This is a genomic window from Affinibrenneria salicis (assembly GCF_008710095.1).
Genome location: NZ_VYKJ01000001.1, coordinates 512,314 through 529,363 on the forward strand (window position 1 = coordinate 512,314; position 17,050 = coordinate 529,363).

12 protein-coding genes, 1 tRNA gene and 1 pseudogene are annotated in these 17,050 nt (G+C 54.0%); 10 read left to right on the plus strand and 4 right to left on the minus strand.

Features of this window, described 5'->3' with window-relative positions; all coding sequences use genetic code 11:
• Positions 1 to 9: 9 nt before the first annotated feature.
• Both FJU30_RS02270 and FJU30_RS02275 read right to left on the minus strand, forming a co-directional pair.
• Positions 10 to 303 carry a co-chaperone GroES gene (locus FJU30_RS02270; protein WP_026739589.1) on the minus strand — a complete coding sequence of 98 codons (294 nt, stop codon included), beginning with the start codon at positions 301 to 303 and terminating at the stop codon, positions 10 to 12.
• 209 nt (positions 304 to 512) lie between these two features.
• Positions 513 to 995 (minus strand): FxsA family protein, encoded by a 483-nt coding sequence (locus FJU30_RS02275; RefSeq protein WP_150433807.1) that lies wholly within the window; start codon positions 993 to 995, stop codon positions 513 to 515.
• 521 nt (positions 996 to 1,516) lie between these two features.
• Between FJU30_RS02275 and aspA the strand changes: the two genes are divergently transcribed.
• The 6 genes from aspA (at position 1,517) to FJU30_RS02305 (ending at position 8,764) form a co-directional block, all read left to right on the plus strand.
• Entirely contained in the window at positions 1,517 to 2,953 is a 1,437-nt protein-coding gene (gene aspA, locus FJU30_RS02280) for an aspartate ammonia-lyase (RefSeq protein ID WP_150433808.1), read from the plus strand.
• Between the two features lie 366 nt (positions 2,954 to 3,319).
• Positions 3,320 to 4,621 carry an anaerobic C4-dicarboxylate transporter gene (locus tag FJU30_RS02285; protein ID WP_150433809.1) on the plus strand — a complete coding sequence of 434 codons (1,302 nt, stop codon included), beginning with the start codon at positions 3,320 to 3,322 and terminating at the stop codon, positions 4,619 to 4,621.
• Positions 4,622 to 4,753: 132 nt separating this feature from the next.
• Complete coding sequence (locus FJU30_RS02290) at positions 4,754 to 6,445, plus strand: protein-disulfide reductase DsbD (protein WP_150433810.1); 1,692 nt, start codon at positions 4,754 to 4,756, stop codon at positions 6,443 to 6,445.
• A gap of 119 nt (positions 6,446 to 6,564) precedes the next feature.
• Positions 6,565 to 7,140, plus strand: coding sequence for a transcriptional regulator (locus FJU30_RS02295; protein ID WP_150433811.1), 576 nt, complete (start codon positions 6,565 to 6,567; stop codon positions 7,138 to 7,140).
• Positions 7,141 to 7,265: 125 nt separating this feature from the next.
• Positions 7,266 to 7,341: transfer RNA gene (locus FJU30_RS02300), tRNA-Phe, on the plus strand.
• A 163-nt stretch (positions 7,342 to 7,504) separates the two neighbouring features.
• Positions 7,505 to 8,764, plus strand: a complete 1,260-nt coding sequence (locus FJU30_RS02305) for a tyrosine-type recombinase/integrase (protein ID WP_150433812.1) — start codon at positions 7,505 to 7,507, stop codon at positions 8,762 to 8,764.
• A gap of 277 nt (positions 8,765 to 9,041) precedes the next feature.
• Here FJU30_RS02305 and FJU30_RS02310 read toward each other — a convergent pair whose 3' ends face one another.
• Positions 9,042 to 9,902 (minus strand): integrase domain-containing protein, encoded by an 861-nt coding sequence (locus FJU30_RS02310; RefSeq protein WP_150433857.1) that lies wholly within the window; start codon positions 9,900 to 9,902, stop codon positions 9,042 to 9,044.
• A gap of 1,055 nt (positions 9,903 to 10,957) precedes the next feature.
• On the opposite strand from FJU30_RS02310, the gene FJU30_RS02320 reads away from it, so the two are divergent.
• The 4 genes and pseudogenes from FJU30_RS02320 to FJU30_RS02335 all read left to right on the plus strand — a co-directional run bounded on the left by FJU30_RS02320 (position 10,958) and on the right by FJU30_RS02335 (position 15,237).
• Positions 10,958 to 11,740, plus strand: coding sequence for a type IV toxin-antitoxin system AbiEi family antitoxin domain-containing protein (locus FJU30_RS02320; protein ID WP_150433813.1), 783 nt, complete (start codon positions 10,958 to 10,960; stop codon positions 11,738 to 11,740).
• The gene (locus FJU30_RS02325) at positions 11,727 to 12,656 is read left to right on the plus strand and encodes a nucleotidyl transferase AbiEii/AbiGii toxin family protein (protein ID WP_150433814.1); all 930 of its coding nucleotides are present in this window, start codon (positions 11,727 to 11,729) and stop codon (positions 12,654 to 12,656) included. The genes FJU30_RS02320 and FJU30_RS02325 overlap by 14 nt, the downstream gene beginning before the upstream one ends.
• Before the next feature lie 499 nt (positions 12,657 to 13,155).
• Positions 13,156 to 13,443 (plus strand): annotated as a pseudogene (locus FJU30_RS26990) (nucleotidyl transferase AbiEii/AbiGii toxin family protein); the annotation flags it as partial.
• A 522-nt stretch (positions 13,444 to 13,965) separates the two neighbouring features.
• Positions 13,966 to 15,237 carry a tyrosine-type recombinase/integrase gene (locus FJU30_RS02335; RefSeq protein ID WP_150433815.1) on the plus strand — a complete coding sequence of 424 codons (1,272 nt, stop codon included), beginning with the start codon at positions 13,966 to 13,968 and terminating at the stop codon, positions 15,235 to 15,237.
• A gap of 452 nt (positions 15,238 to 15,689) precedes the next feature.
• Here FJU30_RS02335 and FJU30_RS02340 read toward each other — a convergent pair whose 3' ends face one another.
• Complete coding sequence (locus tag FJU30_RS02340) at positions 15,690 to 16,562, minus strand: integrase domain-containing protein (RefSeq protein ID WP_150433816.1); 873 nt, start codon at positions 16,560 to 16,562, stop codon at positions 15,690 to 15,692.
• Positions 16,563 to 17,050 lie beyond the last annotated feature (488 nt).

Consider the following 17,050-nt stretch of genomic DNA (forward strand, 5'->3'; position numbering starts at 1 on the left):
ACACGTGGATTACGCTTCAACAATCGCCAGAATGTCGCCTTCAGACATGATCAGCACTTCGTCGTTGTCGATCTTTTCTGTTTTCACGCCGTAGCCGTCATTAAAAATCACGATATCGCCAACTTTCACATCCAGCGGCTTCACTTCGCCGTTTTCCAGGATGCGACCATGGCCGACTGCCAGCACTTCACCACGGGTCGATTTGCCCGCCGCGGAGCCGGTCAGAACAATGCCGCCAGCAGATTTGGACTCGACTTCTTTACGCTTGACGATCACACGGTCATGCAATGGACGAATTTTCATTGATAGCTCTCCTTTGAGAAAGTCCATATCAGTTGTTGTGGGATGAATGCCGGCTATGTCGACATAACCGGCCTTGTGGTGTTTTAAGTGGGGACGTTTCCCGCGCCTTCAAGGGAGAAAATAAATTTTTTTTGCCCCAGGGCGGACTTTAGTGGGAAAGGATAAAAATAATCATTAAATTTCATATAGATAAATAATCTACTTGTTTTTCATTGCCGATCATTTTTTTCGTCGCTCGGGGGCAGATCCTCCAGACGGTCGGCGCCGCGGTCCTTACGCTGGTACTCGCCCTCGAAGGTCTGGCCGCTCTCCGGCCCTGCGCCCGGTCTGCCGCGCCACAGATGCAGATGCGGCAACAGTTTCAGCGTCAACGATTTCTGTACCGGCGGCAGCAACAATAACAGCCCCAGGAAATCGGTGAAAAAACCCGGTACCAACAGCAGAAAACCCGCCAGAACCAGAGAAACGCTTTTCACCATTTCGGCCGCCGGGCTTTCGCCCGCTTCGATTTTCTGCTGCATCTGCACAAAGGTTTTTACGCCCTGATTGCGCACCAGCGATACCCCCACGCAAGAGGTAAACACCACCAGCAGCAACGTGATCGCCACGCCGAACACCTCAGCTACGCTGATAAACAGCGATATTTCGACGTAGGCCAAAAGAAAAAGTAATAATAAGGGTAACCAGCGCACCGGATTCTCCTGTTGAATAATCAATCGGTTCCGTCATCCTGCGGACGGCGGAGCGGACGTCTTTACACCGTGCGCTCAGTCACTGCGGCGACGTTGTTTACCGACGTCGCCATCCGGTAAAATCTTCCGGGCATCGCGATTGATTACTATCATGTTAAAAAACAGAACTGCGTCGCCATTCAACCAACGATAGCACCGGATATGGGAGCCTCGCCAGAAGCCGGAGGCAGATGACAACTCCGGACGCGTTCATTACTGACTGATGAAATGGTTACGCCGGCAGCGGATTTCAAGCCTGCGTCTCCTTTTTCGACATTTCTTTACTCGTGACTACTATCACAAATCGTTTATCTCGCGCCGGACGAAAATCGATAAAGTGATCCATATTACTCTATTTTTATATTTGCAGCATATCATGTCAGCAATAGCAAAGTTGTATGGTCAAACATCTGGTTATTCGGGTTAACTGTAATACAATTCAACAAATTTACCCCCGTCGGCTGCTGAAAGAGAAGGCTCTCATGTCAAATAACGTTCGTATTGAAGAAGACCTGTTAGGTACGCGCGAAGTTCCCGCAGACGCTTACTATGGAATCCATACTTTGCGCGCTATAGAAAACTTTTATATCAGTAACAGTAAAATCAGCGATATCCCGGAGTTTGTGCGCGGCATGGTCATGGTAAAAAAAGCCGCGGCGCTGGCCAATAAAGAACTGCAGACCATTCCGCGTAAAATTGCCGATGTCATTATCAGAGCCTGCGACGAGGTGCTGAATAACGGCAAATGTATGGACCAGTTCCCAATCGACGTATTCCAGGGCGGCGCGGGCACCTCGGTTAATATGAATACCAACGAGGTGCTGGCCAATATCGGCCTGGAGCTGATGGGGCGCCAGAAAGGCGAATATCAGTACCTGAACCCCAACGATCACCTGAACAAATGCCAGTCCACCAACGACGCCTATCCAACCGGTTTTCGCATCGCGGTTTACGCCTCCATTTTGAAACTCATCGAAGCCATTACTCAATTGAGCAACGGCTTCGAGCGCAAGGCTCAGGCGTTTGAAAATATTCTGAAGATGGGGCGCACCCAGCTGCAGGACGCCGTACCGATGACATTGGGGCAGGAATTCCACGCTTTTAATGTGCTGCTGAAAGAAGAAAATAAAAATCTGCTGCACATTGCCGAACTACTGCTGGAAGTCAACCTGGGCGCGACGGCGATCGGCACGCGCCTGAACACGCCGGACGGCTACCAGCAACTGGCGGTAAAAAAACTGGCGGAAGTCAGCAACCTGCCTTGCGTGCCGGCGGAAGACCTGATTGAAGCCACTTCGGACTGCGGCGCTTACGTGATGGTGCACAGCGCACTGAAGCGGCTGGCGGTCAAGCTGTCGAAAATCTGTAATGACCTGCGCCTGCTCTCCTCCGGCCCGCGTGCCGGTCTGAATGAAATCAACCTGCCCGAACTGCAGGCCGGTTCATCGATTATGCCCGCCAAAGTGAACCCGGTAGTGCCGGAAGTGGTCAATCAGGTGTGCTTTAAGGTCATTGGCAACGATGTGTGCGTCACGATGGCGTCCGAAGCCGGCCAGCTGCAGCTCAACGTCATGGAGCCGGTCATCGGCCAGGCGCTGTTTGAATCGATCCATATTCTGACCAACGCCTGTTATAACCTGCTGGAGAAATGCGTTAACGGCATTAGCGCGAATAAAGACGTCTGCGAAGCCTACGTATTCAACTCCATCGGCATCGTCACCTATCTGAACCCGTTCATCGGGCATCACAATGGCGATATTGTCGGCAGAATCTGCGCCGAAACCGGCAAAAGCGTACGGGAAGTCGTACTGGAGCGGGGTCTGCTCACCGAATCCGAACTGGACGACATCTTTTCGGTGCAAAACCTGATGCACCCGGCCTATAAGGCCAAACGTTATACCGACGAAAGCGAACAATAACCGCCGGCATCAATCCGGGGCCGGCATCCTGATGCAGAGCCGCGCGTCGTCCTGTTGAACAATACGACGCGCGGCCCCTTCATCGGCCCCATGACACGGCGCCGCGGTGAATCCCCGGGCCGGACGACAAAGCCTGTGCGTCTGCAATCTGCGGTATGACGGGTATCAATATTCAGGCACGCAGTTCATATGAATCGCGTGCCTTTTATTTATCTGAAAGAAAGCGCTATCCCCCATGGGGTTCGGGTTGCGGCAAGGCGTACGCCGGGCGGCAACCGATTTACAGGGCAAAGCCGGCGCGCCGGCGGCCTGAAAGCTAACGGGGACAAATCTTTTCCATGGTTACCCTATATAAGGAGCACGAAGATGCTTACCACAGAATTGATTATCGTATTACTCGCTATTTATCTCGGCGCCCGTCTGGGCGGCATCGGTATTGGTCTCGCCGGCGGGTTGGGTGTGCTGGTGCTCACCCTCGGCACGCAGATGAAACCCGGCGTCATTCCTTTCGACGTGATTCAAATCATTATGTCCGTCATTGCCGCTATCGCCGCCATGCAGGTCGCCGGCGGAATGGACTATCTGGTCAGCCTGGCGGAAAAACTGCTGCGCCGCCAGCCGAAATACGTCACCTTTCTCGCCCCGCTCGTCACCTGGTTTATGACCCTGCTGGCCGGCACCGGCCATACCGCCTTTTCGACGCTGCCGGTGATCGCCGAAGTCGCCAAAGAACAAGGCATTCGCCCTTCGCGCCCGCTGTCTATCGCCGTGGTCGCCTCGCAGATTGCGATTACCGCTTCGCCCATTTCCGCCGCCGTGGTATTTGTCGCCGGGATACTGGAGCCGCACGGCGTGAGCTATCTCATGCTGCTCGGCATTTGTATCCCCACCACCCTGGCGGCGGTGCTGCTGACGGCCATCGTGACCAACTTCCTCGGCAAAGATCTGAAGGACGACGAGGTCTATCAGGCGCGCCTCGCCAAAGGCGAAGTGGCGCTGCGCAAAAGCACGCTGCTGGACATAAAACCCGCCGCCAGGCGTTCGGTCTTGCTGTTCGTCGTCGGGATCGTGGCCGTCGTGCTCTACGCCACCGCGATTAGCGAGACGGTCGGCTTAATTCAAAATCCGGTTCTCCCGCGCAATGAAGCCATCGTAGTCTTCATGCTGACCATCGCCACGCTGATTTGCCTGTGTTGTCGGGTGGATACCGGACAGATCCTTTCCGCCAGTACCTTCAAATCCGGCATGAGCGCCTGCGTATGCGTGATGGGCGTGGCGTGGCTGGGGGATACCTTCGTGAAGGCCCATATCGCGGATATTCAGGCCACTGCGGGCACGCTGCTGCAAACCTATCCGTGGATGCTGTCCATCGTGCTGTTTTTCGCCGCCATGCTGCTGTACTCGCAGGCCGCCACCGCCAAAGCGCTGATGCCGGCGGCGCTGATGCTGGGCGTATCGCCGGTTACCGCCGTGGCCTCTTTCGCGGCGGTGTCGGCGCTGTTTGTGCTGCCGACCTACCCGACGCTGCTGGCCGCCGTTGAGATGGACGACACCGGCTCAACCCGCATCGGCAAGTTCGTGTTTAATCACTCATTCCTGATCCCCGGCGTGCTGGCCATCGCGCTGGCCGTTATATTCGGCTTTATCCTCGGCAATCTGGTGCTGTAAGCCACTGGCCGAACGGCGCCGCCCGCGCGCCGTTCGGCTTTCCCTGACGCCAAACCAGGGTATAGTATGCCGGTCTCTGTTTCCGTAAACGGACATCGACCCGTTTGATGTTTTCACTGGTGACGCTCTGCCATGACCCGACGTTTTGCCATACTGATTCTCCTGTGTTGTTCCGTACTGTTGCCGTTCGCGACGCCGGCCGCGCTGTTTTCTTCCGGAACCGGCAACGCCTTTGTGCCGGTGGATCAGGCTTTTACCTTCGATTTTCAGCAAAACGGCGACCGGCTGCGGCTAAACTGGCAGATCAGGCCCGGCTACTACCTGTATCAGCGACAAATCCGGTTGCAGGCCAGCCAGGCAACGCTGGGCGAATATGCTTTACCGACCGGCAAAGCGCACCACGATGAATTTTATGGTCAGGTCACGATTTATACCGACGCGCTGCGGCTGGAGGTGCCGCTGCGCAACGCCGGAGAAGGCGCCTCAATCAGTGTAACTTACCAGGGCTGCGCCGAAGCCGGCTTCTGCTACCCGCCGGAAACCCGCGTCGTTCCGCTGAGCGCGCTGAATGGCGCCGTTGCGCCCGACGCCGCTTCCGCCGCCATCGCGCCCTTTTCCGCCTGGTGGGCGCTGCTGATCGGCGTCGGCGTCGCCTTTACGCCCTGCGTATTACCCATGTACCCGTTGATTTCCAGTCTGATCCTCGGCCGCCGACAGTCACTATCGACCGGCAGAACGTTACTGCTGTCGCTGGTCTATGTGCAGGGCATGGCGTTGACCTATACCCTGCTGGGGCTGATCGTTGCCGCCGCCGGTCTGCCGCTGCAGGCCGCCTTACAGCACCCCGCCGTGCTCATTACGCTGTCGGCATTGTTTATCGCGCTGGCGCTGTCGATGTTTGGGCTTTACACGCTGCAACTGCCCTCCACGCTGCAAACCCGGCTGACGCTGTGGAGCAATCGCCAGCAAAGCGGCTCGTTGCCCGGCGTATTCGGCATGGGCGCCATCGCCGGCTTAATCTGCTCGCCCTGCACCACCGCGCCGCTCAGCGCCATCCTGTTGTATATCGCCCAGAGCGGCGACATCCTGGCCGGCGGCGGCACGCTTTATTTGTACGCGCTGGGAATGGGTCTGCCGTTAATCCTGGTGACGCTATTCGGCCACCGGCTGCTGCCGCGCAGCGGGCCGTGGATGCAATATGTCAAGGAAGCCTTCGGCTTCGTTATTCTGACGCTGCCGGTATTCTTGCTCGAACGCATTCTGGGCGATGCCTGGAGCCTGCGCCTGTGGAGCTTGCTGGGCGTCGCCTTCTGCAGCTGGGCGTTTATTCTGAGCCTGCGCAGCCAGCGCGGCTGGATGCGTGGGATACAATGGCTGTTTTTACTGGCCGCGCTGGTCGCCGCCCGGCCGCTGCAGGACTGGGCCTTCCCTCCGGCCGCCGTCACTCCGGCGGGACAATCCTCGCTACAGTTCACCCACGTAACCGATCGTCAGACGCTGCGCCAGGCGCTGACCAACGCCAGACAGCCGATAATGCTGGACCTGTATGCCGACTGGTGCGTAGCCTGCAAAGAGTTTGAAAAATACACGTTCCGCGATAGTCTGGTACGGCAGCAACTGGCCGGCGTCCGGCTATTGCAGGCGGACGTGACCCATAACTCGCCGGAACAGCGGGCGCTGTTAAAGGAGCTTGAGGTGCTGGGGCTGCCGACCATCCTGTTTTTTGACGCCGGGGGACAAGAAATTCCCGCCTCACGGGTTACCGGCTATATGGATGCGCGTCAGTTTCAGGCGCATCTGCAGAAAATACATTTTTCAGGATAATGCCGGGCGCCAGCGGACACACGCATCCGCCGGCGCAGTAATGTTCCGCCCGGCGCCCCAGGCTGAGAACGCGCGCCGACATTATCCCCGACGCGAAACGCACTGCAGCAGGAGACCGAATGCAACGAGAACAGGTTCTGGAACAGGCGTTAACCCTGCTGGAACAGCAGGGCCTTGCCACGATATCGCTGGAAATGCTGGCCGGAAAACTGGCGGTTGCGCCCGATGCCCTGCTGCCGTTCTGGCCCGACCGAGAGGCGTTGATTTATGACAGCCTTCGCTACCATAGCCAGCAGGTCGATACCTGGCGACGCAGTCTGTTGCTGGACAAAACCTTAACCATCCAGCAAAAACTGCTGGCGCGCTACCAGGTGCTGCATGACGCCGTCTGCAACCAGCGCTTTCCCGGTTGCCTGTTTATTGCCGCCTGCAGCTTTTATCCCGACGTTCAGCACCCGATCCACCAGTTGGCGGAACAGCAAAAGCAGGCGTCTCACCGTTACACCCACGACCTGTTGCTCGAACTGGAAACCGACGACCCTGTCATGGTGGCGCAGCAGATGGAATTAATCCTCGAAGGCTGCCTGAGCCGACTGCTGGTCAAACGCCAGCCGTCCGATATCGATACAGCCAGACGCCTGGCGGAAGATGTACTGCGCTTCGCGCTCTGCCGTAAAAATGGCGCATTGACCTGATTGCGCCTTTAACCGCTTTTTTATCGGCCTTTGGCTGAAAAGTCAGCAGTCAGCCCATATTCGGCCGGCGCAAACGCATAAAGCCGTTGACGACGCGCGGTCAATACGGTTTAATGCGCCCCGTTGCCCGGATAGCTCAGTCGGTAGAGCAGAGGATTGAAAATCCTCGTGTCCTTGGTTCGATTCCGAGTCCGGGCACCAAAATTTAGTTTCAGGATGTCCTTATGCGTCCGGGAACGTTGAAAAATCAGTAAGTTGATAAAAATCTGGAGTACCAACAGGTACTACCGGATTTTTTGACATCCGTAGTTTTTGGGGGCTTAATTGGGGGCCTGCCGGTTCGATAAACTATGGAGCCCCCACCATGCCTCTGACAGATACCGCCATCCGCAACGCCAAGCCGTTCGATAAACCTTACAAACTCAGCGACGCGCAGGGTCTGTACCTGCTGATTAAACCCAACGGTTCTAAACTCTGGCATCTCAAATACCGCTTCGGCGGCAAAGAGAAAAAGCTGGCGTTTGGCGCTTACCCCACCGTCACGCTGGCAAATGCCCGTAAGCTACGCGAGGAAGCCCGCTTGGTACTCAGCGCAGGTGCCGATCCCGGCGTAAAAAAACAGCAGGACAAGCAGGCGAGAAAAAACGGCAATACCTTTGAAGAGATCGCCCGCAAGTGGGTGGCGGGTAATATCCGTTGGACTGAAGCCCATGCCGCCAAAGCCCTGCGCTCGCTGGAACTGCACGTCTTTCCGTTGATCGGCAAATTTCCCGTTGCCGACCTGAAAACGGCTGACCTGCTAATCCCGCTGCGTGTGGCGGAGAGAAAAGGCAATCTGGAAACCGCCGCGCGGATACAGCAGCGTACGACGGCGATCATGCGCTATGCGGTGCAAGAGGGACTTATTGCCAGCAATCCTGCCAACGATCTGGCCGGAGCCATTGCGCCGCCGCCAAAAAACCACTACCCCGCTCTGCCGCTGGAAAAACTGCCGGAGATGCTGGAACGGATCGAAGGCTATTCCGGCAGATTACTAACCCGTCTGGCGGTGCAGCTTAACCTGCTGATCTTTATTCGCTCCAGTGAGTTACGCTTTGCCCGCTGGACGGAGATCGATCTGGATGGCGCAATGTGGACCATCCCCGCGCAACGTGAACCCATTCCGGGCGTGCGTTATTCAGAGCGCGGCGCGAAGATGAAAACACCGCATCTGGTGCCGTTGTCAAAACAGGCGGTAACGGTGCTGAAGCAGCTAAAACTGCTGTCCGGTAGCAGTGAGTTGCTGTTTCCCGGCGACCACGACCCGCGCAAACCGATGAGCGAAAACACCATCAACAAGGCGCTGCGCACGATGGGCTATGACACGCAGGTGGACGTTTGCGGTCATGGTTTCCGCACGATGGCCTGTAGCGCGTTGATTGAATCAGGCCGCTGGTCAAAAGATGCAGTGGAGCGGCAGATGAGCCATCAAGAGCGTAACCACGTTCGCGCCGCCTATATCCACAAGGCGGAGCACCTCGACGAACGCACGCAGATGATGCAATGGTGGTCGGACTATCTCGATGCCTGCCGGCAGAAATTCATCCCGGCTTACCGTTTTGATAGGCATATTCAGGTTGCCTGAACCCGCGACTGATTGACGCCGAAAAGCAGATCTCTGCGCCAGCGGATCTGCTTTTTTATTAGCACCAACACTGGGGCCTATCACAGCCCTCATTCACTGACGCCGGTAAAATCGCAGGGCTGCACCAGATTCCCCGTCGAACGAACATCGAACTGCGCCAATCACGGCCTTTTCAGCCCTTTGGCCCTTTCCGGTTTGGCGCTGTTACCCTTAGCCTTTCTTTACCCTTTAGGCCTTTTCCCTTTCGCTGCACCAGATACAAGAATTATCCATCGTTTCAACGCCCATAAACCTGCGCCACATAACGCCCGCGCCCGTCGCCGTGGCCCAAATCCATCGCCGTCAGCGCCAGCGCCTCTTTTTCACTGAATCCCTGCGTCAGATAATGACGAATGGCATCCTGCGCCCAGGCGTAACGCAATGAGTGTGGGGAATATGCCCCAGTCAAGCCGATACGCGACGCCTGACCGTGCCAGTATTTCATCGCGGATTTAAGATCAGGCTTGTCAATCAGCCTGCCATTGCGTTGTTCCGCCACAGCCAACGCATTTTCCAGCGCTTTTCTGACTGCGCCGGCATCCAGAACCACCGTCTCGCGGGGCCGTCCGCCTTTGGTGCCGAACACCACGGTCAGCCGGATTTCACCACGCTCCAGCGCCTGTTTCCATGTCCTAAGCGATTGCGCACACTGCACCGCTTCCTGAGAACGCAATCCCATCAACCTTGAAAGCTCCAACACCGCGTCTTTTGCACGAACGGTTTCCAGCACCTGCCGATAATGCTCTGCCGTGATAGCCTGCCGGGTGCCGTTGTGGGATGCGCCGGATAAGCCGAGAGATTTATTGGACAGCCGTTCACTGGTGGCCAATCGATCACGCCCTGCCTGCTTCAGCAGACAGCGGAGCGCTGCCATTTCGTTTTGCAGGCTGCGTTTCGTTATGCCTTGTTCCAACCGTTCACGAACGTAACTCTCAATATGCCGCGCTTTCAGTTGCTCCACCCGTCGGATCTGCACATTTTGCGCCACCACCAGACGGCCACAAAAGCGCTGCGCCAGTCTAATACGGTCGTGAACGGTTTTATGGCTGCCGCCCGCCTGCCGCGCCAGCGTTTTCATTTGCTGCTCCAGAAAACTCATTTTTTGCATTTCCCCCTTTCATGATTGCTGCAATTCCAAAATCTGATACAACTTTTCCCCGGCGCGTAGGCCAATAGCCCTGAATGGTTGGGCTGCGAACGATACCTGAGCGCCGGGGCGGCAGCCGTTGAGGTATTGTGGGGCTTCGGTTGTGCTCTCTGAGCAGCCGCCCGCTTGCGCGGGTTATCCCCCGGATCGTCCTGATCCCCCTCCGGTATCGGTTCAAGTTCTCCTGTGAGTGAAAGTGGGTGAAATCACGGTGTCAGAATCCCGCCGTGCGTTGGCGCAGTTGAATTCTCTGGTGCAGTCAAAAGGCGCTGGTGCGTCACTTTCCCGCTTTGCGCGGTTAAAGTGACGCACTGGACTGGCGCAGTGATTGAAAATTGAAATTCTGGTTCAGGGTTGCGGTCACGCGGCCGTCACGTTTATAGACTGGTGCAGAGAGTGAAGGATGACCTTAACCATCGGTAGGATGGCCCGGCGGTTTGCAAAGGTAGCCGCCGGTAAGGGATGACCATCCTGATTCATCAGGCGCTTCTCTCAGGTCATAAAGCATTTTGTGCAGGTGCAAACTTACACCCGTGGCAACAAGGCAGAAAGGGAAAACTGTTTTTTGCTTTTATAGAGTTGTTTGTTGATTTTTTCGTCATTTTATGAATGACAAGCTGCCGCGCTTCGCTTGCCTTCTCCCGTCCCGTAACCCAGTCTTATCAAGTGCAGGACGGTTGGGATCTTTACACGGGTATCTTCAGTGAATTTCATCTTATTCTCTGTTTTATCATGCCGTTACTTATCAGGGCATACAGCAGATGCAACGCCTCAGAACGATGAGTAACGACTATTGTTCAGCTTTGCTTCTATGTTACACGTTCCTTTTAAGCCAACCGAATATATTTACGAGCCTTCTTTAGTGAGTAGCCAAGGTTTGTTTTTTTGTTTAAATGTCGATTTAAAGTCGACAAATTAATAAATAATAAAACCAAAACTTGCCATGATTTTTCACTAAATCCATAATAGTTTAAAAATGGACTAAATTGTCTACTTATAGGTGACATTTGGCTAACTATATAAACTGGCTGATGCAGAATACCCTACCCGGTCAGGTGTTGCTCCAGTCATGGCTTAGCCGCAACGGCATAGATCGTAAGCTCTCTTACCGCTATGTACAGAACGGCTGGCTCAGGCGGGTAGCGCATGGTGTTTACTGTCGGACGGGTCGCGAACCCGACTGGGTCGATGCGGTTTCCTGCCTGCAAACCCAGTGGGAAAAACCGGTGCGGGTGGCGGGGCTGACCAGTCTTGCACTACAGGGCCATGCCCACTATACCGAACCGGGCAGGCCTCAGGTCTGGCTCACGCTCCCGGCTTACGTCAAGCTGCCGGGATGGTTCGCCACCTTTGAACAATCCGCCACCTTTGTCACGCTGTATACGTCGGGCCTGTCCGCTGATGTAACGCCATTCACTACAGAACTGAAAATCGGCGATAGGAGAGTAATGGGCAGCGGCCCGGAACTTGCTGCGTATGAAATCGCCAGAGGTATTCCCACGCAGATCTCGTTTGAACATGCCGACGCCCTGTTTCAGGGGCTAAACCTTCTCAGCCCGCGTAAATTGCAGGCGCTGCTCTCTGCCAGCCATTCGGTGAAAACCAACCGGGTGATGCTCTACCTTGCGCAACGCAACGGACATCCTTATTTCCAGTATCTCGATCAGAGTGGTGTAGATACCGGGACAGGAAAGCGGCAAATCGTCCCCGGCGGCTGGCTGGAGCCGGATTACCAGATCACCGTTCCCAAGGAATTTAAACCGAAAGGAGTCGAAGATGGATCAACGTGATATTTACGCCCGACAGGTCAAACTGTTGATGACTGCCCTGCCGCATGTAGCGAAAGAATCCTGTTTCGCTTTAAAAGGCGGTACGGCAATTAATTTATTTGTGCAGGACTTCCCTCGCCTATCGGTAGATATCGATCTGGTGTATAAAACCTTCATGGATCGCGACACCGATCTCGCTGCCATCGACGATGCATTGATGCGTATTACCAAATCGCTGAACAGCACGCGGGGGATCACCGCTATCCGGCAGGAGAATAAAGCGGATGAAAAGCGTATCATCGTTAACGCCGTTGATGCGCAAATAAAGATTGAGGTCAGTCCGGTCTGGCGTGGATTGCTGTTGCCTCCGGCAGAAATGCCGGTGTGTGAGCCGGTGGAAATGGAATATGGCTTCACCACCATGAATGTCGTCTCGCTGGCGGATCTTTACGGCGGTAAAATCTGCGCCGCGCTCGATCGCCAGCATCCACGCGATCTGTTTGACGTACTGAATATGCTAGAGAAACCGGGCCTGACGCGCGAGATTTTTGACGGTTTTCTTTGTTATCTGGCAGGGCATCCCCGCCCCATAGCCGAACTGCTGGCCCCAAACTGGGACACGGGGAGGATCGCCACGCTGTACCAACAGGAATTTTCGGGCATGACGCAGCAGGAAACCTCTCTGGAATCGCTTTTATCAGTAACGACCCTACTACCGCAGGCGTTGAAATCACACTTTACCGCTCAGGATCGACAGTTTTTACTCAGCTATAAGCAAAATAACCCTGACTGGTCGCTGTATCGCTATCCTGAAATTCAGCATCTCCCAGCTATTCGCTGGAAACAACGTAACTTAGCGGCGCTGAATGCTAAAAATCCGGCTAAGTTTACGGCGGCTCTAAACAAATTTGTGACGGTTTTAGAGCAAAATTTTTAGCCTTGCTATATATGCAGTTCTAACCATTATATATGAATGATGCACCACGCGATAAATACGGCACCTCAACTATTCCGCTGTTCGATAAAGATCCTTGCGACACTGATGACAATAATGAACTCTGTACCCTGATATACCCCGCCACAAATAACTATCTATGCGATTAGAACCACAGTAATAGCAACGAGTTCCTGTATTTGTTTTTGTCTGAGGATAAATTATCCAATATTTTTCCAATTCCAGATAATTTTGACGCCACTCCCTATCATCAACCCGGATAAGAAAATACCAAAATAGCCACAAAGGTCCCCAGAAAGGGAGAGACAGTAGGTATATCAAACGACGATAGTTCCGAGGGATACGCCGAAACTGAATGCCTATCCAATAACCAAATCTTTCCTGATGACTGCCATGATAGTGCTTACCAGACATCCTTTTCATATGCATTTCCTCGCAGGTTGTGCAACACGAAGATATTACCAAAGAAGACGTCCCATAAGAAACGTCGCTGGGATCTCTTTTGTCAGTAACGACTTTGCTACCGCAGGCGTTGAAGTCGCATCTTACAGATCGGGATCGCCAATTCTTGCTCAGTTATAAACAAAATAACCCTGACTGGTCGCTGTATCGCTACCCTGAAATTCAGCATCTTTCCGTTATTCGCTGAACACAGCGTAATCTGGCAGTGCTGAATGATAAGAATCCGGCTAAGTATGCAGCGGCGGTGAGCAAGTTTGAGAGGATACTAAAGCAGTGCTTTGATCAGGGTTCAGAAGGACTAGATTGAGCCATGATGTTTAATTATCTCAACTGAACTCTGACGACATCTCAAAAAAATGATGAAAATACAAATTAAATCAATAGATTATTCATATGCGGTTCAATGCATTATCTCAAAAACACCTAATTCACATGTCGTTTCTTCGTTTAACACCACGATATGTGGACTTCAGGCCATTATGTGTGGACCTAACGCCACACATAACGAAACGGCTAATCGCTTAAACAACGGTTTTTCGTGACAATCATCACAAAAACAAAGCGATTTTTTATGGGGGCTTTCGTGGGGGCGCTGTTTACGATAAATATCAACAAAATAGATAATTAACAGTAAGTTAATTGTGAGTATGATTCCGAGTCCGGCACCAATTCTTCTTTTTTATGCTTTCTTATGAATTCTTATGTGTCTTAAATTCAACAGGTTAGCGTAAAAATCTTTCCCGATGCGTTTTGCTTTATTCCTTCGTATCCGGAAAATTTGGGGTCAGATTGCGGGTCGTTCAGTTCGATGAACGAAGGAGACCCTCACATGGCCCTGAATGACAGTAAAATCCGCGCAGCCAAACCTCTCGCAAAATCCTACAAACTTACCGATTCGCAAGGTCTGTACCTGACGGTATCCGCCAGTGGCGCCAAGTTATGGTATTTCCGCTATCGCTTCAGCGGTAAGGAAAACCGTCTGGCCTTTGGCCCCTACCCTCAGACTACACTGGCAGAAGCCCGCGAAAAGCGCGATGCGGCGCGTAAACTACTAACGTCCGGCCTCTGTCCTTCCCTGATCCGCAAAACGGATAACGCCGCCGTCGATGAATCCCGCACCTTTCAGTACATCGCCACCGCATGGCACTCCAGTTGCCTTAAACTCTGGTCGGACGCTCACGCCGATAAGATTCTCACCTGCCTGAAACGCTACGTTTTCCCCGCTATCGGCCAGACGGATATTGCGCAGATTGAAACCCGCCATCTGGCGCAGTTGATTAAGACGATTGACGATAAAGGCGTGCATGATGTCGCCGGTCGGGTGCGCCAGCATCTGACCAAAATCATGCGCCACGCCGTACAGCAAGGAGTAATCAAATATAATCCGGCTTACGATCTGGATGGCGTCGTGACCCCTGTTGTAACCCAACATCATCCCGCCCTGCCGCTAAAACGCCTGCCTGAACTACTGGAGCAGATGGATAACTATAAAGGCCGAGCTCTGACTCGTCTGGCGCTGGAATTGAATCTGCATGTTTTTCTGCGATCCAGCGAATTACGGCTCGCCCGTTGGGATGAGTTCAACCTGAAAGCGCATATCTGGACCGTACCGGCAAAACGCGAAGCAGTTAAAGGCGTGAGATTTTCAGAGCGTGGCGCAAAGATGAAAGACGAGCATCTGGTGCCGCTGTCACGGCAGGCTGTCGCCCTGCTGAAACAGATTCAGGCAATTTCCGGCGAGTCAGTATTCGTTTTTCCCGGCGCGCATACGCTGAACAAGCCGATGAGTGAAAACACCATCAACAAGGCGCTGCGCGTGATCGGCTATGACACCCAAACCGAGGTGTGCGGCCACGGCTTCAGGACAATGGCCTGTAGCGCGCTGAACGAGTCGGGGCTGTGGTCAAGGGATGCCATTGAGCGGCAGATGAGCCACAAAGAGCGTAACAACGTGCGGGCGGCCTATGTCCATAAAGCCGAGCATCTGGAAGCCCGTATGGAAATGATGCAGTGGTGGTCGAATTATCTGGACGTCAGCCGCGAAGGATATGTCGCACCGTATATTTATGCACGACAACATAAGGCCGCTGGTACAGCCTGACGGTTAATTCTCTGACAAAAGCAGATCCTGATGCTAGGGAGCTGCTTCTTTGCTTTCTGAAAGGTTTTACCTTCGTATTTTTAACGATCAATCGGGAAATGCCTAAAATTATTCTGGCAGAATATTTTCAGGTCATTACCTATCAATAAGGGTAATTTTTGAGGTAAAGCTTATCGTCATTGCGACGATAAAAAATCTGCACCATAGGATGGTTGTCTGCCAACACGACACTGCGCCAGAACCCGATATTCCATATTACTGCACCAGTTTCCCGCCGCAGGAGAAACGCAAAGCTGCATCAGATACCCCACCGGATAAACATCGAACTGCGCCAATGACGGCCTTTTCAGCCCTTTGGCCCTTTCCGGTTTGGCGCTGTTACCCTTAGCTTTCCTTTACCCTTTCGGCCTTTTCCTTTTTGACTGCACCAGATACAGGAATTATCCATCGTTTCAACGCCCATAAACCTGCGCCACATAACGCCCACGCCCGTCGCCGTGGCCCAAATCCATCGCGACCAATGCCAGCGCTTCTTTTTCGCTGAATCCCTGCGCCAGATAATGGCGAATGGCATCCTGCGCCCAGGCATAACGCAATGAATGTGGGGAATATGCGCCAGTTAAACCAATACGCGACGCCTGACCATGCCAGTATTTCATCGCGCTTTTCAGATCGGGCTTATCAATTAACCTGCCGTTGCGTTGTTCTGCCACAGACAACGCATTCTCCAGTGCTTTCCGTACTGCGCCAACATCCAAAATTATTGTCTCGCGAGGCCGCCCGCCTTTGGTGCCGAACACCACGGTAAGCCGGGTTTCGCCGCGCTCCAGCGCCTGTTTCCACGTCCTGAGCGATTGCGCACACTGCACTGCTTCCTGAGAGCGCAATCCCATCAACCTTGAAAGCTCTAGCGCCGCCGCCATCCCGGTGTCTTTTTCGCGAGCGGTTTCCAGCACCTGCCGATAATACTCCGCAGTAATGGCCTGCCGGGTGCCGTTACGGGATGCGCCGGACAATCCGAGCGATTTATTGGACAGCCGTTCACTGATAGCTAATCGATCACGCCCGGCCTGCTTCAGCAGACAGCGGATCGCCGCCATTTCGTTTTGTAGGCTGCGTTTCGTTATGCCCTGCGCCAGCCGTTCCCGGATGTAGCTTTCAACATGTCGGGCTTTCAGTTGCTCCACTCGCCGGATCTGCACATTTTGCATCACTACCAGACGATCGCAAAAACGCTGCGCCAGCCTAATACGATCGTGAACAGTCTTATGGCTGCCGCCCGCCTGCCGCGCCAGCGTTTTCATTTCCTGCTCCAGAATGCCCATGTTCTCTTTCCTCTTTTCATGATTGCAGCAACTCCAAAATCTGATACAACCTTCCCCGGCGCGTAGGCCGATAGCCCCTGATATTCGTCGGGGCTGCGAACGATACCTGAGCGCCGGGGCGGCAGCCGTTGAGGTATTGCGGGGCTTCGGTTGTGCTCTCTGAGCAGCCGCCCGCTTGCGCGAGTTATCCCCCGGATCGTCCTGATCCCCCTCCGGTATCGGTTCAAGTTCTCCTGTGAGTTAAAGTGGGTTGAATCACGGTGTCAGAATCCCGCTATTGGCTGGTGCAGTTGATTTCTCTGGTGCAGATCGAAAAGGCAGGTGCGTCACTTTCCCGCTCTGCGCGGTTAAAGTGACGCACTGGACTGGCTCAGTGATTGAAAATTGAAATTCTGGTGCAGTATTGCGGTCACGCGGCAGCAAAGCCTTATGGCAATGCGGGCCGCTGCCCGTTGTAACGGGGTTGACGCTCCGGTTCATGGAGCGTC